The organism is Paenibacillus sp. S25 (assembly GCF_019454085.1).
GTDB classification, from domain to species: domain Bacteria; phylum Bacillota; class Bacilli; order Paenibacillales; family Paenibacillaceae; genus Paenibacillus; species Paenibacillus polymyxa_B.
Genome location: NZ_CP073683.1, coordinates 5,511,260 through 5,534,892 on the forward strand (window position 1 = coordinate 5,511,260; position 23,633 = coordinate 5,534,892).

Annotated in this window: 21 protein-coding genes and 1 riboswitch; of the genes, 1 reads left to right on the plus strand and 20 read right to left on the minus strand. The window is 50.4% G+C overall.

Translation table 11 applies throughout. The annotated features are described in order from the left end of the window. Positions 1-101: 101 nt before the first annotated feature. From KAI37_RS24160 to KAI37_RS24250, 19 genes are all read right to left on the minus strand, one after another. Positions 102-1,559, minus strand: coding sequence for a cobyrinic acid a,c-diamide synthase CobB (locus KAI37_RS24160; protein WP_220030370.1), 1,458 nt, complete (start codon positions 1,557-1,559; stop codon positions 102-104). Further along, positions 1,552-2,640: a cobalt-precorrin 5A hydrolase gene (locus tag KAI37_RS24165; protein ID WP_025719610.1), complete on the minus strand. Its 1,089-nt coding sequence runs from the start codon at positions 2,638-2,640 to the stop codon at positions 1,552-1,554. The genes KAI37_RS24160 and KAI37_RS24165 overlap by 8 nt, the downstream gene beginning before the upstream one ends. Continuing rightward, a complete protein-coding gene (gene cobM, locus KAI37_RS24170) occupies positions 2,633-3,427 on the minus strand; it encodes a precorrin-4 C(11)-methyltransferase (RefSeq protein ID WP_220030371.1) in 795 nt (264 codons plus the stop codon). The genes KAI37_RS24165 and cobM overlap by 8 nt, the downstream gene beginning before the upstream one ends. Continuing rightward, positions 3,424-4,140, minus strand: a complete 717-nt coding sequence (gene cobI / locus KAI37_RS24175) for a precorrin-2 C(20)-methyltransferase (RefSeq protein ID WP_220030372.1) — start codon at positions 4,138-4,140, stop codon at positions 3,424-3,426. Before cobI ends, cobM begins: the two co-directional genes overlap by 4 nt. Before the next feature lie 31 nt (positions 4,141-4,171). Continuing rightward, positions 4,172-5,428 carry a precorrin-6y C5,15-methyltransferase (decarboxylating) subunit CbiE gene (gene cbiE / locus KAI37_RS24180; protein WP_220030373.1) on the minus strand — a complete coding sequence of 419 codons (1,257 nt, stop codon included), beginning with the start codon at positions 5,426-5,428 and terminating at the stop codon, positions 4,172-4,174. Then, positions 5,421-6,527, minus strand: coding sequence for a cobalt-precorrin-5B (C(1))-methyltransferase (locus tag KAI37_RS24185; RefSeq protein WP_220031523.1), 1,107 nt, complete (start codon positions 6,525-6,527; stop codon positions 5,421-5,423). The genes cbiE and KAI37_RS24185 overlap by 8 nt, the downstream gene beginning before the upstream one ends. A 113-nt stretch (positions 6,528-6,640) precedes the next feature. Continuing rightward, on the minus strand, positions 6,641-7,285 hold the full coding sequence (locus tag KAI37_RS24190; RefSeq protein ID WP_013312413.1) for a precorrin-8X methylmutase: 645 nt from the start codon (positions 7,283-7,285) through the stop codon (positions 6,641-6,643). A gap of 379 nt (positions 7,286-7,664) precedes the next feature. Next, a complete protein-coding gene (gene cobK / locus KAI37_RS24195) occupies positions 7,665-8,444 on the minus strand; it encodes a precorrin-6A reductase (RefSeq protein WP_220030374.1) in 780 nt (259 codons plus the stop codon). Continuing rightward, on the minus strand, positions 8,441-9,523 hold the full coding sequence (locus tag KAI37_RS24200; RefSeq protein ID WP_220030375.1) for a sirohydrochlorin chelatase: 1,083 nt from the start codon (positions 9,521-9,523) through the stop codon (positions 8,441-8,443). The genes cobK and KAI37_RS24200 overlap by 4 nt, the downstream gene beginning before the upstream one ends. Positions 9,524-9,614: 91 nt before the next feature. Continuing rightward, positions 9,615-11,411 carry a precorrin-3B C(17)-methyltransferase gene (cobJ, locus tag KAI37_RS24205; RefSeq protein WP_071643439.1) on the minus strand — a complete coding sequence of 599 codons (1,797 nt, stop codon included), beginning with the start codon at positions 11,409-11,411 and terminating at the stop codon, positions 9,615-9,617. Between the two features lie 311 nt (positions 11,412-11,722). Further along, positions 11,723-11,908: riboswitch (cobalamin riboswitch) on the minus strand. Between the two features lie 57 nt (positions 11,909-11,965). Continuing rightward, on the minus strand, positions 11,966-12,520 hold the full coding sequence (locus KAI37_RS24210; RefSeq protein ID WP_023990794.1) for an LOG family protein: 555 nt from the start codon (positions 12,518-12,520) through the stop codon (positions 11,966-11,968). Positions 12,521-12,726: 206 nt separating this feature from the next. After that, a complete protein-coding gene (locus KAI37_RS24215) occupies positions 12,727-13,578 on the minus strand; it encodes a uroporphyrinogen-III synthase (RefSeq protein ID WP_069080101.1) in 852 nt (283 codons plus the stop codon). 101 nt (positions 13,579-13,679) lie between these two features. Beyond that, positions 13,680-14,834 carry a GerAB/ArcD/ProY family transporter gene (locus tag KAI37_RS24220; RefSeq protein WP_220030376.1) on the minus strand — a complete coding sequence of 385 codons (1,155 nt, stop codon included), beginning with the start codon at positions 14,832-14,834 and terminating at the stop codon, positions 13,680-13,682. Between the two features lie 43 nt (positions 14,835-14,877). Next, positions 14,878-15,102, minus strand: coding sequence for a hypothetical protein (locus KAI37_RS24225; protein WP_220030377.1), 225 nt, complete (start codon positions 15,100-15,102; stop codon positions 14,878-14,880). Continuing rightward, positions 15,095-16,312, minus strand: a complete 1,218-nt coding sequence (locus KAI37_RS24230; RefSeq protein ID WP_220030378.1) for a Ger(x)C family spore germination protein — start codon at positions 16,310-16,312, stop codon at positions 15,095-15,097. The genes KAI37_RS24225 and KAI37_RS24230 overlap by 8 nt, the downstream gene beginning before the upstream one ends. Then, positions 16,312-17,937, minus strand: coding sequence for a spore germination protein (locus tag KAI37_RS24235; protein ID WP_104497710.1), 1,626 nt, complete (start codon positions 17,935-17,937; stop codon positions 16,312-16,314). Before KAI37_RS24235 ends, KAI37_RS24230 begins: the two co-directional genes overlap by 1 nt. 179 nt (positions 17,938-18,116) lie before the next feature. Continuing rightward, positions 18,117-18,455, minus strand: a complete 339-nt coding sequence (locus KAI37_RS24240; RefSeq protein ID WP_028540747.1) for a hypothetical protein — start codon at positions 18,453-18,455, stop codon at positions 18,117-18,119. A gap of 15 nt (positions 18,456-18,470) precedes the next feature. Further along, on the minus strand, positions 18,471-19,184 hold the full coding sequence (locus KAI37_RS24245) for a pirin family protein (protein WP_220030379.1): 714 nt from the start codon (positions 19,182-19,184) through the stop codon (positions 18,471-18,473). 69 nt (positions 19,185-19,253) lie between these two features. Continuing rightward, entirely contained in the window at positions 19,254-20,111 is an 858-nt protein-coding gene (locus KAI37_RS24250) for a LysR family transcriptional regulator (RefSeq protein WP_023990802.1), read from the minus strand. Between the two features lie 181 nt (positions 20,112-20,292). Here KAI37_RS24250 and KAI37_RS24255 point away from each other — a divergent pair, with 181 nt between their 5' ends. Further along, positions 20,293-21,273 carry a DMT family transporter gene (locus tag KAI37_RS24255; protein ID WP_252508936.1) on the plus strand — a complete coding sequence of 327 codons (981 nt, stop codon included), beginning with the start codon at positions 20,293-20,295 and terminating at the stop codon, positions 21,271-21,273. A gap of 216 nt (positions 21,274-21,489) precedes the next feature. Here KAI37_RS24255 and KAI37_RS24260 read toward each other — a convergent pair whose 3' ends face one another. Continuing rightward, complete coding sequence (locus KAI37_RS24260) at positions 21,490-23,478, minus strand: methyl-accepting chemotaxis protein (RefSeq protein ID WP_220030381.1); 1,989 nt, start codon at positions 23,476-23,478, stop codon at positions 21,490-21,492. Positions 23,479-23,633: the final 155 nt, after the last annotated feature.

The window sequence follows — 23,633 nt, forward strand, 5'->3', positions numbered from 1 at the left end:
AATGTATGTAAGGTTTAAATCTATTGAAATTTAGAAAAGCCGGACCCTTTAGGGGAATCGGCTTTTTTCGTTTCTATGAAGTATTGGACTCGTTTGCAAAACTATTGACCGTAAGCCCGGCATTGTTCCACCCAGCGTACTGCCGCTTTGGGAAGAGAAGCGAGATGAACATGCGTGTAGGCTGCCAAAAGGTTCCCTTTCGCATAGCCCTCGCTCTGGAGACCACGCATCCCCTTGGTTTGATAGGCATAGGAGTAGGGGGCGGATGATTCATCATAGTGCATGACAGAATAATGAAATTCATGTCCCCGAATGGTCTCTCCAGCCTCCAGCAGCAAGCAATCCTGCAAAGCGGTTGCTTCCCGGTATCCCAGTGCGGCCCGTTTCTCTTGCATGCGGACGTCCGACGGAATAACCCCGGCCATGTGATGGGAATTACCCATACGATCCGTAAGTGTCCGTGCCAGTACCATATAACCGCCGCATTCGGCGAATACTGGCATATCCCGGCTCACCGCGTTGCGGATATCTTCCAAAAAGCCTGTATTTGCAGCGATATCTGCGGCAAACTCTTCGGGGAAACCGCCGCCCAGGTATAGGCCGCTTGCCTGCTCAGGCACGCGTTCTCCCGCCAGAGGACTGAAATAGACAATCTCCGCTCCCGCCTGACGTAGCAAATCCATATTTTCCGGGTAGTAAAAATTGAACGCCGCGTCTCTGGCGACGGCGATGACGGGACGTTCCCCGGTATCAGCTTCATGCCCTGCTGATGGAAGCCAGTCCAGGGGAAACAACGGTTGTGCGGGCAGAGACAACGGTGGAGCCGAATCCGCCAATGCCCGCAGTGCATCCAGATCCGTACCCGCGCGGATCAGCTCTGCCGCCCGTTGGAAAAGCGGCTCCAGCTCGCCGCGTTCCACAGCAGGTACTAATCCCAGATGACGCTCGGGAATATCCAGCCCGTCATCACGCTTTAACCAGCCGAGCACGGGGATGCCACACTCCTGCTCAATCGCCTTTTTGACGATGCCATAGTGCCCTTGGCTACCGCAGCGATTCACAATTACGCCCACAATGCGCAGCTTGGGCTCCAAGCGCTGAAAGCCGAGCACAATAGCGGCGGCGCTTCGTGCCATACTGCGCACGTCGACCACCAGCAATACAGGGCTGTCCGTCAGCATGGCGATCTCAGCGGTCGAGCCGGTGTTGCTGAGCGGGTCCTTGCCGTCATACAGCCCCATGACGCCTTCAATCACGGAAATATCCGCGTCTTCGGAAGCACGGATAAAGATTTCACGCACCGTATCTGGTGAGGTCATCCATGAATCCAGATTACGGGAAGAAGTACCGGTCGCGGCAGTATGATAGGTCGGATCAATATAATCCGGTCCGCACTTAAAACCCTGCACTCGCAGGCCGCTATCGGCGAACGCCTTCATCAGCCCGAGGGTAACAGTCGTTTTGCCTGCGCCGCTGCCTGTTCCAGCAACAACAATACGGCTTCTGCGCGTAGCGGCAGATGGATCAGACTGTATAGCCTGCTTCATGACGTCAGTCATAGGAAACCCGCGCTACAGACAACGTCATATTGCCGCTTTTTTTCTTCTCCAGCAGCCAATGGTCTGCACCAGAAGACAACAGGGCTGATGGTTCACTGACCCCATATGCGCCAGTGTATTTGAAGACGGTTTCCGATGGATTGGGAAGCTGCACCGTATTCAGCTCTGACGGAGTATACGTCACCAGTTCCCAACCGTATTTGGCGCAAAGAGCAAGTAAACCCTCTTCGTCCTTTTTCAGATCAATGGTGGCAATATTCCGTACGCTTTTCACGGACAAACGCAGCTCTTGCAAGGTGTCCAGCACACCCGCCTCCAGCTCCTCTAATGCAGTCCCACGGTTGCAGCCGATGCCAAGCACCAAGCTTTTCGGACGGTACAGCACGCCATTAGAAAGAAGCTGCTCCTCTTCCTCCGGCTCCAATAAACGGTCACTCACGACCAACGCGGCGTTAAATGGTTCTTGTAATGCTTCTGCCGTCGAAGCATATACCTTGATATGTCCAGGTACAGGCTTGTCATAACGCCACCAGTTCCGTTCGCCTGTCTCTTGTATGAGCGCAACAGGCTCCTCGTTCACAACAGCGGCGCTCACAGGAGTGGCCTTGTCAAAGCTATCGACCACCCAACCCAATTCCCGACCAAACATGTCCACCGGAATCGTGCCCTGCACGTCTGATGCAGTCGTGATTACAGCACGTGCGCCTAGTACAGCCGCTACATGGCGGGTCAATTCATTGGCGCCACCCAAATGGCCAGACAATACGCTAATGACATGCTCGCCGCGATCATCAATGACAACTACCGCTGGGTCTACCTTTTTATCCACCAAAATTGGTGCAATCATACGAACTACTGCACCGAGAGAAATAAACAAAATAATACCGTTATATTGTTTAAATAAATCCGGCAAAATCAGCTTGACCGAGCCTTCGAACAACTGAATGCCACGCTCCTGCTCGTCGCCACGCTCAAACTTGGACATGTAATACACATCCGTGCCCGGAAAGCTGGCTCCCAAATTGCGGACCATTTCCACTCCATGCTTCGTGATCGCCACAGCGGCAAATGGATTACTCACCGGGCTTCACTCCCTTCCGGTAGCCATGGGTGAACGACTTGTCGTACAGCTTGGAACGATGCGCGTCCTTGTCCACCAGTCCCGGGTCGAGCGCCCAGCCTGCCAGAATCATGGCATGCATCGTAATGCCTGCTGCACGCAGATCAGCTGGCAATTGGGCAAGCGTCGTGCGCACGATCTTTTGATCCGGCCAGGTCGCGCGCTGTACAACCGCTACAGGTGTGTCCTCGCTCCAGCCTGCCGCCAGAAACTCAACGACTACCTTCTTTGCCAGCGTTGCGCTGAGGAATAAGGCCACTGTGCAGTGATGGGATGCTAAATCACGCAGCTTTTCCCGATCCGGTACAGGTGTACGGCCTTCGGCGCGCGTCAGAATGACGGTCTGCGTCAGGTCAGGCACAGTTAGCTCTGCACCCAACACGGCCGCAGAAGCAAAGACCGAGCTGACGCCCGGCACGATTTCGTATGCTACTCTGCGCTGCTTCAGCAACACCATTTGCTCCAAAATGGCTCCGTATACTGCCGGATCGCCTGTATGTACGCGAGCTACACTGCGTCCAGCCTGCACAGCCTCGCTCATAATCTCGACCTGCCGCTCCAGATCCATGCCTGAGCTTTGCAGTACCTGTGCCTCTGGTTTGGCCGTGGCAATCAACTCGTCGTTCACGAGTGAATCCGTGTACAATACCACATCGGCCGTGCGTAAAATCCGGGAGCCTTTGACAGTAATCAGCTCCGGGTCGCCGGGACCTGCTCCTACGATATATACTTTGGGCTCCAACGTCATTTGCTCACCACCATTAAACTCAAATATTCAAGTTCCTGTCCGCGCAGCTCACGTGCGTTGCGCCATACCATTTCATAAGGAGAAGTGACCTTGGTAATGACTGATGCACGGTCCCCAAGATTAAGTTCATCCAGCACATCCAAAATCAAATCCAGCACCTTGGCAACCTTGATAAACACGACCGTATCGTGATTCTCAATCGCCCGCTTCATCGCTTCCCAATCATCCGTAGCCGGAATTATACCGACCTGCTGATCTCCGTCTGCCAAAGGCAATTCCAGCGCTGCCGCCGCTCCCAACACAGACGAAATGCCCGGAATAGATACAATCGGCACCTCTGGATGGAGATCCTTCATGAGCCGTGCCAAATGAATAAAGGTACTGTACAGATTAGGGTCTCCCTCTGTGACAAAGGCTACATCCTTGCCTTGACTCAGTGCCTCCCAGCAAGCAACCACCGTTTTGTTCCACTCACGCTCCAGTACAACCGGGTCCTTGGTCATTGGAAAAATGAGTCCCAGCATCTCCTTTTCCTCCGGGTTGACGTACAACTCCACGATTTCGTGAGCATACGACTTACCTCCCCGACGTTTCTTCGGATAAGCCACAACTGCACATTCCTGAATCATGCGATACGCCTTGACCGTAATCAGCTCGGGATCACCCGGCCCCACGCCTACGCCGTAAAGTGTTCCTGTTGCTGCCGTATTCATGCTGTCTCTCTCCCCCTCTTGAATTACCAGCTTACTCCCCTGCTACTTCGTCAGCCACGTCCACCGACGGCTGTCCTGTAATAACATATATCGGATTGAGTCCGTCAAAACGCGTCATATTCAAAATCGGCTTGCTGCGCGCTGTTTGCAATAACGTCACCGAAGTTTCGAGTCCTGCTGCTTGCATCGCCTTCATCCCATCATGCAGCGTCTCAATCGTTGCAGCATTCACTACAATTCGTCCATCCTTACGCAGACGGGAAGCACACAGACGAATCAGCTCCGCCAATTCTCCCCCGCTCCCACCGATAAACACCGCATCCGGGTCTGGCAGATCTTCCAGTCCGGCAGGCGCTTTGGCATGAATAACCGGGAAATCGGTACGGAATTTGATTTTGTTCGCTTCCACATTAGCCAGATCGCCTTCGTTCTTCTCAATGGCAAATACTTGCCCATACTTGGCTAGCCGCGCACATTCCACCGCTACAGAGCCGGAGCCTGCGCCGATATCCCATACGATGCTTCGTTCGGTCAGACGCAGCTCGGACAAGCTGAATACGCGTACTTCACGCTTCGTGATCAGCCCTTTTTCCGGCTTGCGCTGGTGAAATTCTGCATCCTCGAAGCCAAATCCCCGACGAATTGCAGGCACGTCTTCTCCCTTACGGCGGCGTAAAATAACCACATTCAATGGTTGGAACGTTCTCTGCGCCATCTCTTCCAGCGTATAATGCTGATACGCCTCATCCGGTCCGCCCAAATGCTCGCCGACAAAGGCATCATATTCCGTCATGCCATAATGCAGCAGATAGGCAGCGACGGCGGCGGGATGATTTCGGTCATCCGTCAGCAGCGCGACCTTGTTCTGTCCGTCGATCCGCTGCGCCAATCCAGTCATCGGACGGCCGTGTACGCTTTCCAGCACCGCATCCTGCCAGCTTTCACCGAGACGCGCAAACGCCAGCTGAACCGAGCTGAGATGCGGCAAAATATCCAGATGTTCAGCCCCCAGCTTGGCAGACAAATAACCTGCAATTCCAAAAAAAAGCGGATCGCCTGACGCAAGCACGACAATATCCTTGTCCTCACGCAACCGTCCCAATTCTTCTACCACGGCAGATAAGCCGCTCTTTAATGTTCGTTTTTCCCCTGCGAATGCCTTGAAAAAGGCTAGCTGGCGTTCTCCACCAACCAGCAGGTCGGCACGCTCAATGTGCTCCAGCGTCTCCTGCGACAGACCTGCCGCTCCATTTTCACCGATACCAATGACACGAATCACTCTACTCACCGACTCTCGCCCTCCCCAGCACGTTCCCTTTCATCGTTACCAGTACCATTTCCACGACAATTCCACCACCTGCATGGTCCAGACAATGCTGACATCCATAGGTACACAGCTTTTCAAAAAAGCTCAGCGCATTCGCTTCGGTCATCATATCCGCCACCTGCGTAGCTGTATTCGCCTCTGCCACTGCCGCTGCAAGCGACTCGTCCACACCTGCTTCACGCGCGACCTCAGCCAAAAAGCCAAAGTCCACCGGAGCACTCTTGGAGTGAACCATCATGACACCTTGAGCTACCTTCGACAGCTTGCCGGGCATACCGACGAGAATAATCTTTTTCATTCCCAGCCGTTTCCCGTGCTTAATGGCAAAGCCGACAAAATCCCCCATCTGAATAAAGGCCTCTTCCGTCAGCTGATCGTACATTTGCATGGCATATTTTTCACTGCTGCCACCTGTGGTCAGGACTATTTCCTGGCATTTCATCGCTTGCGCAACCGATATGGCCTGCACGACACTGGCTTTATAAGCTGACGTGGAAAACGGAACGACCACACCACGCGTGCCTAGTATGGAAATACCGCCAAGAATGCCAAGTCGTCCGTTCAACGTTTTCTTGGCGATTTCTTCGCCGTCCGGTACGCTGATGACGACACGGACACCTTTGGCCGATCCGTGCTCTTCAAGCACGTCTGTCACAGCCTCCGTAATCATACGGCGCGGCACCGGATTAATCGCTGCTTCCCCGACAGGCACAGGCAGACCGGGCTTCGTTACCCGCCCAACGCCGATGCCACCGTCCAGCTCAATGCCCGGCTCCTCGCGCCAGCTAACAGAGGCGCTAATTTTCGCCTGATGCGTGGCATCTGGGTCATCGCCACCGTCTTTGATCGTCGTGCAAGAAGCTTCGTCCGCGTCCAACACAGGCTCGATCAGCTCAAACGCATGATCAAAGCCCGCGGGCAGCGATATCACTGCTTCCTTCGGCGGAATGCCCGTGATGAGCAGTTGTACCGCTCCTTTGGCCACTGCAGCCGCACAAGCTCCAGTCGTAAAGCCTGACCGCATTGGCTTGTCCGGTGCGGGAGCTTCACCGCTTTTCATCCGTTTGGGCCTGTCGGCGGACGCCGCTTCCTTTTCCATCCCAATTCCTCCTTAACCTCTTCTGCTGATCATGTTCCAATTCATTTCATGATACAGCAAACGGACAACCGCATCTAGCGGACAGCCATTAAGGAGATCGCATTCAATGCTGCTACGACAATTGTACTGCCGCCCTTGCGTCCAATATTCGTAATGAACGGAATATCCAGCTTGCGCAGCTCGTCCTTGGATTCTGCCGCCGAGACGAAACCGACGGGCATGCCAATTACTAGTCCGGGCTTAGCCGCTCCTTCTTTCACCAGACGAATTAACTCCAGCAACGCTGTCGGTGCATTACCAATGGCATAGATACCGCCTTCGCCCGCCTGAATCGCTTTGCGCATCGAAATAATGGCGCGTGTCGTATTCAGCCTTTTCGCTTCTTCCATGACGTCAGGGTCAGATATGTACACATGCACATCCCCACCAAATTGACGGATACGATCCTTGCTCAGCCCCGCTTGAATCATTTGCACATCCGCCACTACCTGCTGTCCTGCACGAATAGCTGCAACCCCGGCTTCAATCGCTTTTGGATGAAACACCATGCTGCGGCCCAGCTCAAAATCAGCAGATGCATGAATGACACGCTGTACAACAGGATATTGCTCTGCTGTAAAAGGATGCTCTCCCAGTTCTTCTGTGATCATCTCGAAGCTTTTGCCCTCGATCTCCTGCGGCTGTACCGTTAGCGGTTTGAAATCTGTTTTAAAATCCATCGTATCGACCACTCCCTTATGGAAAATTAGAAAATTAAATTAGCTTAGAACATTAAAGTTAACTATTGTTCCACTACGCAGTCGGATGGTGCTTCCCATCGCCACCGCCCCCGGATTCCTTGAATAAAACCTATGATCAGCGTAGAAATCCGGGGACAAAAGCGACCGCTACGCTTGTACAGCACCATTCCGACTACTCCGTTTTATGTTCATTTTTCAAGTTCGTCTTATATAGGGAAAATGACATTCATGTTAAGGAGTTACAAACACCTCTACACAAAAACTACACATTTTAAGATGACTATATTTTAAATACACGCCAGAAATCGTTCTGAATTCATCGGATTGACTGGACCGACCAGCTTCATAGGCTTATGTCTTAAAGCACAGACTCCTCTTTGTCTATACGCAGTGCGTCAATCACTCCGTCGAAATGATCAAATACTGTGCCAAATTCCACTTCCGGCCTGGAAATCAAAAGTACGTGAATCCCCAGCTCCAATGCAGATTGAACCTTTTCATCCACGGCTCCCGTGCGTCCGCTTTCCTTGGTGACCATCACGGTCGTACCATAGTGCTTGTACAATGCTTCATTCATCTCGCGGGAAAAGGGTCCCTGCATGGCAATAATATTCTTTTGTTCCATGCCCAGTTCGCCGCATTTCTCCATATTGTCCAGGCGCGGCAGCATGCGTGCAACCAGACGAATCTCCGGGTCTCCGAGTAAATGCTTGGTGAACGTACCGAGCGTCTTACTGCCCGTCGTAAGCATTACAGAGCCCTTGAGTTGCTTCGCTTCTAATGCGGCCTCTTCATAGGAAGACACGATGTGGAGCAACGGATGATTGTCATACACCAGTCCCGCCCGCTCGTAGCGAATATAAGGAACCCCGGACTCGCGAGCGGCTGCCATCGCATTCGCATGTGCTTCTTCTGCAAAAGGATGACTGGCATCAATAATCGCCTGTATTCCCTGCTCCCGAATCATTGCAGCCATTTCATCGGCTGTCATTCGGCCTGTACGTACGTCTAGTCCCGCTTCGGACAAGCTGGCTGCCGCGCTTTCGGTTACGACCGAGGTCAATACGTTGAAGCCATTGTCACGGATTTGCAGCGCCAATTCCCTAGCGTCGCTCGTTCCGCATAGCATGAATATCATGAGCCCACCTGCCCGCTTCCGTTCACTACAGATGGCGTATGTGAATGCTCGTGATGGTGATCATGGTCATCATGGCTGTGAGCATGGACATGCTCATGAGTGTGATCGTGGCTGTGTGTATGGTGATCATGATGATCGTGCTCATGTGCATGATGATGATGTTCATGGTCGTGCTCATGATCGTGATGGTGGTCATGATGGTGATCATGATCGTGATGGTGATCGTGGTGATGATGATGGTGCTCCTGCGCCTCCAGACGGAACTGACAGTTATCACAATTGGCCGTAACCTTGCCAAACAAGCCTTCCTTAGCTCGCTCCAGCACCAGTTCAATCAATTGGGGATGGAAACCAAAATATCCGCCCATCTCCACTTGTAATGTAGGGTGAGCCTCGGCAAATTCCTGGGTCATTTCTCCGATGCGCTTAATCAGCACACCCGTGAACAGAAAATAGGGAAGTACGATAATCTTTTTGGCCCCCAATCGCACACAACGCTCCAATCCATCGGGAAAAGAAGGCTGCGTTACACCGATAAAGCTGCTCTCTACCCACGTATAAGAAAGCTGCTCCCACAGCATACGGGTGATTTTGAAAAAGTCACTGTTCGCATCTGGATCGCTACTTCCGCGCCCTAATACAAGTACCGCCGTTTCTTCGTCGGATACCTCGGCAAATGCCTCTACAGCGCTATTCATTCCCGCTGGAATTGCAACCGGACGTGCCTCTTTCAAGCGGCTTTGTAGAATGCTGACGATTTTCTCATGAACACCAATCGGACGTCCGTATACAAATTCCACCTGCGGATATTTCGCCTTTGCTCGGTCAATAGCCATCGGAATATCAATTTTGGCATGTACCGCTGCGAACAAGATAATCGGTATAAGAACGACACGCGTCGCCCCTTTCTCCACACATGTTTGCATCCCATCAGCAATGCTGGGACGTGCCAACTCCAAGAAACAGGTTTCCACGCACATATCCGGTACCCGGTCTGCCACTGCCTGTGCAAATTCCAGCAGTTCCTGGTTCCCCTCCGGGTCCCGACTTCCATGTCCAACCAACAATATTGCATCCACTGCTGTTTTTTCCTCCTCTTTAATAGGGATAACCTCATAACGCCCTATTTTATATATATGCTTGTATCCAGTTCATCAGGCCTTCAGTCCATTAATCACCACAAACCGCGTTCACTTCTACCGTTGCTGGTGCATCTTCATGCCGGAAACCCGCAACGACACCTACACGTTTAAAAAATTTATGAAAACGCTCATTCGGATGCCCTTTTTCTTTATATTCAGCAATGACGTTCTCCACGATGTCAGTAATCTGATCGCCCGGAATCCCTTCCGCTACGGGCTGAGCGGCATGAGCATTGCGACCGAATTTTTTGCCACCGAGGAAGAGGTCGTATCCTCCCTTGCGATAGACGATTCCGATATCCTCCAGCACCGCTCCATAGCAGGCCATACCGCATCCGTTCAAAGCAATGCTCGTTTCCTTGGGTGCCTGTAATCCGCCAAGTACAACCTGTAGATGCTCAGCCACAGGCACAGCGTCATCCTTTTCCATATTGCAGAAGTCGCACGCCTTCACCTTAAACACATCGCCAATCGGCATGACGATGAATCGTTCATCCCGCAGCCGTCCGACCAGTTCCTCGGGGTCTGCGCACGGTACGCGCAGTACGATCTGATGATCTGGCGTGTATTCCAGCTCGCCGTCATCACCCGCTACCTCGGCGAGCAGCGCCATCTGGCGAGCGGTGAACTTCTTGTTTCCCACCCCGGGGGAAACGCCCACCTCAAATAGCGCAGGCTTGCCAAAGCCGCCTGTCGCCATTCCAGCCGTAGCCCCCGCTCCGGCCACCGCTGACGTTCCGGCGGTGCTCTCGAAGGTAGGCGCTTGCCCGCTCCAGCGAGCGTTGGCTGCGCCAGGCAGCTTGCCGCCAACAGCGAGGCGGCTTAGTGCCTCTGCCGCCAGCGATGCTGGGGCTGCGCCGGTTTGCACAGCATTCGTTGCCTGCACGGCAGCCATCGCTTGCGGGCGTGCCTGCGTCGCAACCGCAGCGCCGCTCGCGGAAGGCCCGCCGGGCGTAGTCGGGGCTGCGCCTGCCTGCGGTGTATCCTCTTGTGCGCCCAGTGACCACGGCTCCGCTTCCGTGCGGAGACGCTGGTGCGGCTTGAGTGCCTGCTCGGTCGCATCTAATGTGTATTTGCGCTGATATCCGCGCGGAGTCACGATCAAGCCGTCATACACCGTCGTCGAGGAATTGCCGATGATTACAGTCGTCAGCATCCCGATGTCATGATTCAGCATATCCTCCAGCGTCGTTACAATAACTTGCTGACGTTCACGATAAGCACTTTTCACCAACCCGACTGGAGTTTGCGGATCGCGGTAACGCAGCAAAATGGACTGCGTCTCCACAATCTGGCGGGTACGCCGACCACTGCGCGGGTTGTATAATGCAATTACAAAATCGGCCGAAGCCGCTGCTTCTACGCGCTTCACAATCGTTTCCCATGGGGTCAGATGATCACTCAGACTGATCGTGCACGCATCATGCATAACTGGCGCCCCCAACAGTGAAGCACAGGACTGAATAGCCGAAATCCCCGGTACGACTTCTACCTCAACTCCGTCCTCGCGTCGCCAGCCTTTTTGCATCAGTACCTCATACACCAGTCCTGCCATACCATAGACTCCCGCATCTCCACTGGAAATGACAGCTACCTTCTTGCCCATCTCTGCTTGGCGAACCGCCTCCTGCGCACGGCTCACTTCCTCTGTCATCCCTGTGCGTACAATCTCCTGTCCGTTCAACAACGGACGGATCAAATCAACGTAGGTATTGTAGCCGATAATGACCTCACTTTCGGCCAGCGCATCCAGCGCCCGTTTTGTGATATGTTCCATATCTCCTGGTCCAAATCCAATCACCAGCAATTTTCCTAATGGGCTCATCGTGCTCCTCCTATTCATCCTTTTCAGGGCAGCTATGCTATCTATTTCAATGATTTATGCACATCGTGTAACTCAAAAAAACCCCATCCTGCCCGGATGGGGTTTCTATGTACGCATCTCTCATCAGACGAACAAACAGCGTAAGAAGACACTATTTGTCTTCCTCCAGCCTGCCGTTGTCCTCCATCTGACTGTTTACGTTTCAAACGCTGCTGCACGTTCATATCCACGCAAACCTCTAGCCAACATGGAAAAAGCAACGTGTGCCTGATTTCCTGATTTCGTACACCCATCCTCTCCGCGAAGGTTAACGGTGCATACAGTTCAAGGTAGGTCTCCTGGCTTGGCATCAACGGATTCTTTCGTCTTCCCCGTTTTTCACGAGTGACCATTTTAAAAAATCCTCTTCCTTACAGTGGCGGGACCGCTCGGGATTTGCACCCGATTCCCTGTTACCCTTTGCTCAACCGCAAAGGCACCTTGTCTGTCCGCTATTTGATTATGGGTCTTATCATAACCTTGCCTCAATCAGTTGTGCAAGCACGAAAAACGCTTTATTTCAAGTTCTCTGCTTTATTTTTTAGCATATGTAGCAATTCGTCCGGGTCCGCAGAGATACTTAATAACGCTGGGTGCTCAGCCCCGGTAAACCCTTCTTGCACGCTATGACGTACCATTTCTACTAACGGGTCAAAATATCCATTCACATTCAACAGCCCAATGGGCTTGCGATGAATCCCGATTTGCGCCCAGCACAATACCTCGAATAGCTCCTCGAAGGTTCCCAAGCCACCTGGAAGGGCGATAAACGCATCGGCCATCTCGCTCATTGCCGCTTTACGCTCATGCATGCTTGCCACCTCAATAAATTCGGTAACTCCCCGATGAATGATCTCTGCATCAAATAACAGGGTAGGCATAATGCCAGTGACCTGACCGTCACCCGCCAGCATTCCATCTGCCACCTCTCCCATCAGCCCCCTGCTAGAGCCACCATAGATCAGACGGATATGATGGCGAGCCATGGCTTCCCCCAGCTTGCCTGCAGCCTCAACATATACCGATGAATGTCCAGGTCTGGACCCGGCAAATACGCAAATAGAATTCATTAACGTCTCAGCTCCTGTCCTAAGTATCATGCATCGAAACTTATTCATTATATTAGATAAACATTTTCGCTATAACAAAAATCTTTGTCGATGCATGTCCAACAAAAAAAGATAAAGACCTCGTAGGCCCTTATCTTTATTTTACTCTGTATCCCAAAATATAAGTTCATTTTTTAGCATACTGCATTTATAATTTCCAGCTCATTTCAATGACCATTCACGATCTTCAGACCACAGCCATGCACCGAATCGTTATGTTCAAAATATTTGCCCAGCTCCACCATCATCGCGCCCATGCGCTCTTCGGTTGGAAACACGACTCGATCAATCCCTTCTTCCACAATGGACTGTGCAGTCACCTTCCCTACGGATACAGCAATCACATCCTCACGAAAAGCTTCCAGTAAATCCTCGATTCGATTTTGCTCTCTGGCATATTGGGCCAAAAATCGGATTTGCGGACCACTTGTGAACGTAACAGCATCAACATTACGATGGATAACATCCTCCAGTAACGCCTGCAACTTTGCTTCCTCAGGTGGGATATGCTTATAAGGAAGTACCTGGCGGGTCACTGCCCCCTGCTCGTCCAGCCACTTTACCAACCGTGGAGCTGGATCGCCATGCAGTTGCAACAATACTTCCTTCCCCTTCAGATCGTATGGGGCGAAAGCTCCTGTCAATCCGATCAAACTTCCGTCCTCGTCTCGTACTGCTGGCGTAAAGCCACGCTTTTTGAGTCCATTGACCGTCTTGTAGCCCCGCGCTGCAATGTTGGAGGATTGCAGCAACTCCATAATCTGCTCGGCCACGCCCATATCCTCTGCCATATCGAACAAGGCATCCAGCCCCATTCCTGTCGTGAAGATGTACCAGTCTGGAGGGTGCTTCACCCACGATACAACAGCGTTGCGCAGCTCGATATCATCCAAAAAAACGGTGCCCTGGGCCGGGCGCTGTACTGGCTCACCCCCCATCTTCACAACTAGCAGCGCCATTTCTTCTGCCTTACGGGGACCAGCAAGAGCGACTCTCTTACCTGCCATGCGTTGTGCCATTCTGTTGCCTCCCTTGTAGAAGTCATATTTCTTTCTACCAAGTATACAATCAGAGGGGTAAAAGACAAATAAGAATTACTTTTCCGATAAATACAGTAATCTTATAAGTGGTCGTGTCCTGTTCTGCCTCCATGCTGGCTTTCTTTCTGACTACTGCTATCCCGCTCTCCGTTAAATGCCTTATCATCTCCGCCTCTTCCTTTAGATTTGGATCGGAGCAACATCCATAGCAACAAGGGCATGATAACAAAAAAAATGATCATCACCACGGTCCACTCCCGGCTGAAATCATAAATTTGCACGATATTGGAGAACAACATAAACGAGCAGACGTAACCTAACAAACCTACGGGCCAAACCATCAGACTTCCCCATGCATGGGCAAACATACGCTTTACCGCCAAACTGGTAACGTACAGATCAACCCCAATCTTCGTAAGAAAGGTCGGTACAGTCAGTGCTGCCACGAACAAGTCGAACCGATCCAGAAAGTCCGTTAGCTGCAATTGACGCACTAGTTCATAGGATGGATAAAATAGCCGGGACAAGATAGGGACACCAATAACCAACTCCGACAGCAACACCAGCGTGATCAGAAATGCAGTTCCGAGCAAATGCCCATACCACGCACTACGCCCATTATAGCTCTTCCCAGAAATCACAAAGGGAACCATCATGATATCGGCCATATATCCCAGCATGCGCCAGCTGCCCTTGATCACTCCCTCTACTTCTGGATGTAAATAGGGTCTCAGTACCGAAAAGTCCATATTACGCCCGAAAAAAAGCGGCATGGTCAGCAGCGTCAGAATCAACAACGGTACAAAAAGCTCCGCCATATTGACGATGGTGCTTATTCCACCTTTGGCCATAAATGCCAGAGTCAAAAGCAAAATAAGAGATACGATAACAATCGGAGTCAGCGGCAAAAGTACAACCTCCACCAAATCCGTGATAATTCTCAAATCCCGTGCAAAAATAATCAGGAATAAAATAAGGTAGACTGCAAGCAGCATACGTCCTAGCACAGGGTGAGAGCTCACCATCGCCTGCATCAGGTCCTGATCAGGAAAACGCCGCTTGAGTTTCAACATGGCCCAGATCGGCAAGCATAGCACGATAGCCGCAATTATACAGGTCCAGTAGGCATGTTGATTCGCGTAATCTGCTGCCTGCGCCGGAGCATGTACAAGGGTAATACCGACCTCCATCAATACACCAAGCAGCACGATTTGTCTGGTTGTGAACTGTCTCATGCAGGTACATCCTCCTTTTGCCCGCAGGCATCCATTACACGATTTACAACGTAGGGGGGAGCCACATGTCAATAAAACGGGTCAGCCATGTAGCCACATAAACGGAGCTCTTCGTCGATGTCCCGTAAATCCAGATACCAATGCTAATGACATACAATACGCGTGCGATCCAGCGATTGACGGCGTGTGCATTGTTCATACTTTTACGGTCGATCAGATACATGAAGAGCATAGCCAGCAATAAAGGTAATAGAAATACTTTATTCATTCTGGATTTGCTCCTTTTTGACCCCGAATGGTTTGGTGACCGCACCGATATTTTCAATATGCACGACCGGATCTATAGTAACCTCCACCTTGGGATACAGTTGATCCCATTGAGGTTTAATCCGTTCCCATTCATCCGGATGACTCGTAATAATAGCCCGGCCCAAACCAAGTATGTCTGAGTGATATTTTTGCTGGATCACCTTGACACCCTCTCCCAGCTCCCTCTTAATTTCCTCGGCTGTCTGCTGTTCCAGCCACTTCAAATTTTCCTCGTTGGAAATATCGAAATCCGTCTCATTTTCCTTCACATTCCCGTTACAGTTCATATGAACGGTCATTCGAATCTCATCCCCGCGAATATTGGGCCTGATATGGACTTTATTTTCGATGAGGTGTACAGAAATGTAGCCTCTACCTTTGGGAGGGGGGATAAATATTTCTGTCTCCTTGGCTTGCTCCATACCCAAAAGCAGAAATCGACTGAGGTGGTTATCTATAATCCCTGTTAATCTGTCTTTCCGAAATACAGCTAGTCCATCGACTTGAATATTTGTCTTCTTGTCTTTAAGGTTAGAGGGACCATTCTTCACCAGAGACATTACTGGCACCACCGGGTCAATGCCTTCCAGCAGGACGGAATTCATCAGCAGCTTAACGGAACGAGGTTTTTTCATGTAGGAAAAGTTGAGCTCACGTACCATTTCTGCTGGATATTGCTCAATCGGAGCATCTGCCTGAAGCACTTCCAGGGCTGACCCCTTCGTGATAACAACCAGGGAAGACAGTCGGTTCTGCGGAACACGTGCCAGTACATCCATCATTTTACTAATCCCTTCTCGTGCCAGCGCCTCGCCGAACAGCAGCACCCGCCGGTGGGAGTAATTCAGTGTTCGCGAAACTCCGCGCTGTTCCTCAGTGCTTGCTCCGCGAAAGCTTGGACCTGTTTTGGACTCCAGGTAGTAGGACTTCGTACCGCTTGTACCTCCCCCTCCTCCTGTGCTGCCCGAAGATCCAAGTTGTCCGGGCAGAGCAATTTGCATCGTTATCCGGTATTGATCGCCTTCCTTGTCCAGTCCGGTACCCATCACAAAGGCCACATCATTCACTTCACGACGATCCCAGCATCCTCCCAAGAGAACTGAACAAAGCAACAGACAACAGAGTACAGCCGCTTTACGTACTTTTCGTGCATCGGATTTGGACTTCATCACCATCCCTCCTCGGTTGTAGGCGATCCATTCATCTTTTCCTTCGCTCGTTTGTTGTTGTCTTTACCAATCCAGGAAGGACGTTTAGTCATTTTCCACCAAGGCGCACGGACGATGATATCCTTTTGATCCATATGGTTGTACGGGCTATACCCGCTCATATAAGGAACACCAAACGATGTTAGCTTGGTTAGATGCGTAGCAATCAGCGTGGTCGCAATAATGATCCCAAACAATCCGAATAATCCCGCCATCAGCATAATTGGAAATCGTAGCAGACGAACCGTGATGGCAAAGTTAAAACGCGGGATGGTAAACGACGCAATACCTGTGAGCGACACAATAATAACCATTGGGGCCGATACAATCCCCGCCTGTACAGAGGCCTGACCGATGACGAGCGCTCCAAGGATACTGACAGCCTGACCGACCGTTTTGGGGAGACGAATCCCCGCTTCTCGTAACGCCTCAAAGGAAATTTCCATCATCAGTGCTTCCACCAAAGCGGGGAAAGGGATAGACTCACGTGCTGCCGCAATACTCAAAATAAGCGTCGTGGGCAGCATATCATGATGATAGGTCGTCACCGCTACATATAATGCAGGCAGAAAGAGAGCCAATATGAGAAAAAGAAAACGAATCCAGCGCACCATATTACTGATAAAAAAACGCTCATAATAGTCTTCGCTCGCTTGCATCATCTGCCACATCGTGACTGGCCCAATCAGGGCAAAGGGCGTTCCGTCTACAAAAATAGCAAAACGTCCTTCCAATAATTGCGCGGTGACGGTATCAGGGCGTTCAGTGTATTCCATTTGCGGAAACGGCGAAAACGGATGATCCTCAATCAGTTCCTCGATATATCCAGTCTCCAGAACACCATCAATTTTAATATCGCTAAGCCTTTTTTTTACATCCTCCACCAGCTTCGGATCTATGATCCCTTCAATATAAGTAAGGACGACGCTCGTTTGAGTTTCTGTTCCGATGGTCATGCTGTACATCTTGAGCTTGGAGGTTTTCAACTTGAAACGTAACAGTGCCGTATTGACGCGGAGTGTCTCTGTGAATCCCTCACGTGGTCCACGAATAACCGATTCGGTCTGCGGCTCCTCCACTCCACGGCGGACACCTCCCTTGGCGCTGAAAATATACGCACGAGGTGTGCCATCTACGAACAAGGCGGCATTGCCGTCCAGTATCGCTGCCGATACCATCTTCCATTCGTCCATCGTTTTGGTCTGGGACATGGAGATACGAGTTTCATCCAGCGGCTCCAATTTGCCGTTCACTTCAGGGTCCTTGAGCATCATGCCCAGAATAACAGGCCGCAGGATATGATCCTGCAAATCCTCCGATTTTACCGTACCTTCAAAATAAGCCAATAACCCTTTGCGTTCAGGGGAAATCATGAGCTCTCGATAGACGATATCAGAGCAATCCTTGAAAATATCACGCAAAGCAATCAAATTGTCTTCCACACTGCTACGTAGCGGCTGTTCCAGCCACGAAGACTCAGGCAGTCCTTTAGGCACATTGGAATTTCGTGTCTTGCGGTCTGCGGCTGGAATCGCTCTCCGGCTCCACGGTAGCTTCGGCAACTTGGGAAAGCGCCCTTTCTTCATCGTTATTCCCCCTTTACGAATGAGCGGAACAGATAATATGACATATAGGATGTACCAGCCTGCAAAGGATTATGTATCCAATGAACTCAACATGTTGAACAGATAACAAAAAGACCCTGCAATGATGCAGGGTCTTCGGAAATCCATTATAAATCTAAAAATTTATTATAAAAGAATGATTAATCTCCCCAATACTCCTCGGGATGGTATTCAATCTCAGAACTAGCTTTGAACGTAAGCTCATCTGTCTGATCATGATATTCCACGCTTTCCGGGGTGACGTAATACCAATGCTTCACCACGGGTCCATCGTCTACCGGCGTTACAAAACGAAATACGTTCAACTCCCCGCTATAACGCACAATCGCCTCCGCCGTCTCATGCGGCAGTCCTTGAAGCGTAAAGCGAAACACGCCGTCCGCCGATTCCAAATGGCAATCGAAAACCTGCTTGCGGCTGTCAGCAAAGCTACGTCCCGTAACGGCATGCTTGATCAGCCATGTTTCCTGCTGCGCCATTGTGCGCACCTCCTTTTAGGGCAAATCAATCAACATATAAAAAACAGAATCTTCTGCTTTCAGTGAGAGCTTCGGCTCCTGCTCAATACGAGCGGAATCGCGTCCTTGCAGAATATGTTCACCGTTCACACGCAGCGAGCCTTCGATGACGAATAGAAACACGCGCCGACCCTCGGCCTGTGTGAATTCTACTTGCTCTCCAGCCTGAAGCTTGCTTAAATAAATCGTTAAATCCTGGTTGATTGCAGCTATTTCACCCTCTGTGCCTGGTACACGCTTTCCGGCAACCACAGGCAGAAGCTGACCGTGAAGACGCTCAGGATTGAACGCTGTAGCCTCATATGACGGTTTCAGGCCTCTCGTATGCGGGCTAAACCACAATTGTAGTAGACTGACATCCTCCGTTTGTGAAGCGTTGTGCTCCGTATGAATGATACCGTGGCCCGCTGACATTCGCTGAATGCCTCCAAAATTGGTCACCGCTACATGTCCACGGTTGTCTTCATGACGCAATTCCCCATACAGCACAATCGAAACAATCTCCATATCACTGTGCGGATGCGCCCCAAAGCCCCGTCCCGGTGTGATGACATCGTCATTACAGACACGCATAGGACCAAACGCTGTATTGTTCTCATCCTGATACTCCGCGAATGAAAAGCTGTGACTCCCCCGCAGCCAGCCCTTATCGAAGCTGAATCGGGAAGCCGCCGGATATATTGTAAACATAATAGCCCTCCTTCAGGAAGAAAAATGAGATCAAATCCCTCTCATTGTAACCGAGCCCAAGCGATAAAGCTACGCCTCTGTCTGAGTGATAATCTCATCTATAAAAGACTGCAAAGTACTGGTAACAAAGGCTTCCTTACGCCGGATAAACACCGTTGTTACTTCATTGTACGGCTCAGGCATCGCATGACCGCATACAAGGCCTTGAGCCACCAGCCCGCTGATCGAAGATTCGGGAAAAACAGTCATTCCAATACCAGCCGCCACACTGCCGATAATTGTCTCAAATGTCCCAAACTCCATAATCTGCTTAGGAATAATCCCCTCCATTTTGAGCCAAGTTTCCAGCCGTCCCCGGTAGCCGCAGCCTTTTTTATACAGCAGGAGTGGACGGGTTGTAAGATCCTCAACAGAAAAGTCATCTCCTTGGGAAACAAGGACCAGTTTTTCCTGAAATACATCAAACTGTTCAATCAGCGGATGCTTCACCGGCCCGGTCACAAAAGCTCCATCCAGCCGCATTTCTGCAACCTCCTGCACCAGAGACTCTGTAACCCCGGCCTTGAGGGACAACTCGACATCCGGGTACTTGCTATAGTAGGCATGTAAAATGGCCGGGAGGGCAATGACAGTCTCCACAATGCCAATCTCCAGCACCCCCGAAGGTGCAGAGGTATTCTGAAACGCATGTTTCATTTCCTCGAATTGCGATAAAATGCTTTTCGTATATTGCAGCAGACGCTTGCCCTCGGCATTGAGGATCATTCCCCGCTTATGTCTATTAAATAAAGGCGTTTGCAGTTCCTTTTCGAGCAGCTTGATTCTGGCCGTTACATTGGACTGGACATAGCTAAGCTCGGCTGCAGCCTTGCTGACACTGCCATGCGCAGCCACCGTCTGGAAAATGTTTAAATCGTTCAGATCCACTACTGCTCCCCCTTATTGTGAAGGACAATGGGCCATCAAAATTGACGCGCCTTGTCACTTATTATCATTTTAAATGATCATAATGTTTATTTTCAATCATTTTACCAACAGCTTCCTATCCTTTATGATGTGTCCATAAGATATGTCCGCTGAGATCGGCAAGGAGGAGCTTTTGTACACCATGAACAGACAAATCATGACCGGATCTTTATTATGCCTAATCGCCAGTATGTCCTGGGGGGCGATGTTTCCGGTTTCGCACATTGCATTACAACACATCAATCCACTGTACTTTTCATTTTTGCGCTATTTATCGGTTACACTCATTTTAGTTGTGCTATTGTGGCTCAAAGAGGGACGGACAGCATTTCGCTTTGAGGGCAAGGGCAAGACGTTGTTATTCTTCGGGACCATGGGATTCACCATTTATAATATGGCCGTTTTCCAGGGACAGCACGCGATGGGGGCAGCAGGTACTCTGGTAGCCTCTATAATGGAAGTGCTAATGCCGATGATTTCCATTGCGATGGTGTGGATCATGACCCGTAAAATGCCTCCGAAATATACACTAATCAGCATGGTGATTGCGCTGGCTGGGGCTTTACTTGTGATCACGAACGGAAAATGGACCTTTTTCACGCTTGCCGGACAACATTTACTGCCGCTGCTGCTTATTTTCGTAGGCGTCGTCGGATGGGTCGTATATTCCATGGGAGGCAGCCATTTTGCAGGATGGTCTACTCTACGGTATTCAACCCTAACCTGCATGCTCGGAACTCTCGTCTCCTTCGTAGTCGTCACATTTGCCTCTGCTTTCAACTGGATTGTGGTGCCGGACTGGCAGGCTGTGTGGTCAGTTAAATACGAAATGAGCTTTATGATCCTGCTTCCAGGGCTAGCTGCCCTGCTTAGCTGGAATGCTGGAATCCGAAAGCTGTCTCCACTGAACGGAATTCTATTTATTAACTTTGTACCGATTACCACGCTGGTACTCATGTACTTCCAAGGTTATGCTATTAGCCGTTTTGAACTATATGGTACAGTGCTAGTCATTTTCGCACTGATTCTGAACAATATGTTTCAGAGAAGTTCGCTACGTCCTTCCGACAGCTCTCGGGATGTCCGTTTCCGTCTGGATCGCCGCAAGTCCTTCCAACGTTAACTTCTAACCCTGCAAACCAAAAATTATGCTAAAAACATTAAAAGCGCCTGGATACAGAGTACAATCTCCTGTATCCGGGCGCTTTTTATTCATTTCAGGATTTTGCAGAATTCGATTTCAGTCGCTCTGAAGCGCAAGATATAGACGAACTAAACCATTTCGATCTATATCTCATTCATTGGAAGTCGCTTATTGGATTTTTGCGAAACCCTCATTTTAGGATTTTCCTTCAACCTGAAAACGTCCAACCAGTTCGCGCAATTCCTCTGCCATTTGGCTCAGGTCCGCTGTAGATGAAGCAATTTCCTCGATAGAAGCGAGCTGTTGCTCAGCTGCCGCTGAGATCGACTCGGTGTTGCTCGCTGCCTCATCCGAAATGTGGGAAATATCGCTCATAATATCTACGACACCTACAGTCCCCCGTGCCATTTCCTGAGTCACTCCGGTAATGTCATTGATATGCTCCATAGCTCGTTCCACGGCTTGGCTGATTTCCGCAAAGGATTGCTCAGACGTGGTTACCGAATCAATGCCTTCCGTCACCCGTGTCCGCGCTTGATGCATAGCGCCCAGAGCATGATTCATATCCACCTGCATCGCTTCAATGCGCTCCGAGATCAAGGTAGCCGATTTGGCAGATTCCTCAGCTAGCTTACGCACCTCCGTAGCGACCACGGCAAATCCCTTACCATGATCCCCAGCGCGTGCGGCCTCAATGGACGCATTCAGAGCTAACAGATTGGTCTGTTTAGCGATACCGGATATAACGCTGATAATATTCACGATTTCACCGGAGCGCTCATTGAGGGAGTCCATCGCTTGTCCGAGATCGTTAACGGTCTCGTCGATGTCATGCATCTTCTGTACAGCCTGCGTAGCAGCCTTGCTACCCTCCTGAGCCGACTCGGCGTTCATCTTCACATGTTCAGATACGCCCACCATACGCTCGGATACGTTCGCTGCTTGCTGAGCAAGCTCCTCCATATGTACAGAACCATGCTTGACGCTCTGCACCTGACGTTCACTGCCCACAGCTACTTCCTGGATAGCAATGGTGACATGCTCAATCGCTTGCGTTGTCTGATCTGCACCCGCAGCCAGCTCCTCCGCTGAAGAACTTACCCGATCTGTCGTTTCGTGAACGCTTCGAATCATCGTACGTAAACTGTCGACCATGGTTTGGAAGTGAGAAGACAATTCGCCAACCTCATCCGTTTTTCCGGTTTCCAAATCGCCCGTCAAATCTCCTTCACTGATTCGTTCTGCTGATTTTTGCAGCTTACGAATTGGTACCAGAACAGAACGGGTGATCAGGAAAATCGCGATAAGCGCAATCACCAATGAGGCAGCCAACACAAAAATGGTTACATAACGCATGGCAGCGGTGGCATCGCTGATCTCGGATTGATAGAAGGTACCTGCAATTTTCCAGCCGGTATCCGTATTCGTTACATAGGTCAAATATTTCTCGTGACCTTCATACACATATGTATACTGCCCGCTCTGCGCTGCATACATATTATTTATAAAGCTTGCATCAAGAGATGTACCCGGCTTAGCCGTAGGGTGGACTACAAATTTTTTCGTATGATCCAAAATGATGATATACCCCTCCTGGCCGACTTTGATGGAGGCCAGTTTGCGTACACTTTCCAGATTTAGAGAAATACCGATAACCCCGGACTGGTCGGAAAGCGTCTGAGATACCACCACAACAGGAATACCCGATGAATTGATGATAACAGGGGTGATCGCTACCTTACCGGGTTGCTTCATCGCTTCGATGTACCATGGCCGTGTACGAGGATCAAATGTCCCTTCGTCCTCCTTGGGCACCCCCCGAATCATCAGCCCCTCCGGTGTTCCAACAAAAATATCCGTCGCATCTTCGTGCAAGCCCTTGTATTGAATCAGTTTGGGCTGAATCAATGGGCTGTTTCGACCATCTATCATTGAGGCGTCCAGACGCTCTGCCAAATACTTCGCATCTTTAATTTTACTGGCGATTGCGTATTCAATAATCGAGTTAGCCGTCGCTACACCCTGATTTGCACTGCTGTAGAGCTGTTTTTCCATAGCATTATATGATGATTTATAGGTCGCAATGGAAATACTTAAGCTCGGAATCAGCAAAACAAGCAAAAAACCTAAACTTAGCTTGTTCCTGAGTGTCCATATAGTTTTTCTCTTTCGCGTTGTTCCCATGTTTTTTCCCCTTTGCTCATAAAACATTATATTTGAATTAACATTCAGTGTTAGTTATATCGGTTGAAAGTAACAAATGATTTACAATAAAATTTCACAAAGGAGAAAAACAAAAACCACGCCCTATGAGACTAAGGACGCGGTTATATAAACAT

What these genes read in the sequence shown, in the direction of transcription:
- cobI (WP_220030372.1), bottom strand. Translation starts at nt 4,140, where the DNA reads ATGAATACGGCAGCAACAGGAACACTTTACGGCGTAGGCGTGGGGCCG.
- KAI37_RS24235 (WP_104497710.1), bottom strand. Translation starts at nt 17,937, where the DNA reads ATGAAGAAAGGGCGCTTTCCCAAGTTGCCGAAGCTACCGTGGAGCCGG.
- KAI37_RS24260 (WP_220030381.1), bottom strand. Translation starts at nt 23,478, where the DNA reads ATGGGAACAACGCGAAAGAGAAAAACTATATGGACACTCAGGAACAAG.
- cobM (WP_220030371.1), bottom strand. Translation starts at nt 3,427, where the DNA reads ATGACGTTGGAGCCCAAAGTATATATCGTAGGAGCAGGTCCCGGCGAC.
- KAI37_RS24220 (WP_220030376.1), bottom strand. Translation starts at nt 14,834, where the DNA reads ATGAGACAGTTCACAACCAGACAAATCGTGCTGCTTGGTGTATTGATG.
- KAI37_RS24245 (WP_220030379.1), bottom strand. Translation starts at nt 19,184, where the DNA reads ATGTTTACAATATATCCGGCGGCTTCCCGATTCAGCTTCGATAAGGGC.
- KAI37_RS24230 (WP_220030378.1), bottom strand. Translation starts at nt 16,312, where the DNA reads ATGAAGTCCAAATCCGATGCACGAAAAGTACGTAAAGCGGCTGTACTC.
- KAI37_RS24210 (WP_023990794.1), bottom strand. Translation starts at nt 12,520, where the DNA reads ATGAATTCTATTTGCGTATTTGCCGGGTCCAGACCTGGACATTCATCG.
- KAI37_RS24215 (WP_069080101.1), bottom strand. Translation starts at nt 13,578, where the DNA reads ATGGCACAACGCATGGCAGGTAAGAGAGTCGCTCTTGCTGGTCCCCGT.
- KAI37_RS24240 (WP_028540747.1), bottom strand. Translation starts at nt 18,455, where the DNA reads ATGGCGCAGCAGGAAACATGGCTGATCAAGCATGCCGTTACGGGACGT.
- cobJ (WP_071643439.1), bottom strand. Translation starts at nt 11,411, where the DNA reads ATGAGCCCATTAGGAAAATTGCTGGTGATTGGATTTGGACCAGGAGAT.
- cobK (WP_220030374.1), bottom strand. Translation starts at nt 8,444, where the DNA reads ATGATATTCATGCTATGCGGAACGAGCGACGCTAGGGAATTGGCGCTG.
- KAI37_RS24160 (WP_220030370.1), bottom strand. Translation starts at nt 1,559, where the DNA reads ATGACTGACGTCATGAAGCAGGCTATACAGTCTGATCCATCTGCCGCT.
- KAI37_RS24190 (WP_013312413.1), bottom strand. Translation starts at nt 7,285, where the DNA reads ATGGATTTTAAAACAGATTTCAAACCGCTAACGGTACAGCCGCAGGAG.
- KAI37_RS24185 (WP_220031523.1), bottom strand. Translation starts at nt 6,527, where the DNA reads ATGAAAAGCGGTGAAGCTCCCGCACCGGACAAGCCAATGCGGTCAGGC.
- KAI37_RS24255 (WP_252508936.1), top strand. Translation starts at nt 20,293, where the DNA reads ATGAACAGACAAATCATGACCGGATCTTTATTATGCCTAATCGCCAGT.
- KAI37_RS24225 (WP_220030377.1), bottom strand. Translation starts at nt 15,102, where the DNA reads ATGAATAAAGTATTTCTATTACCTTTATTGCTGGCTATGCTCTTCATG.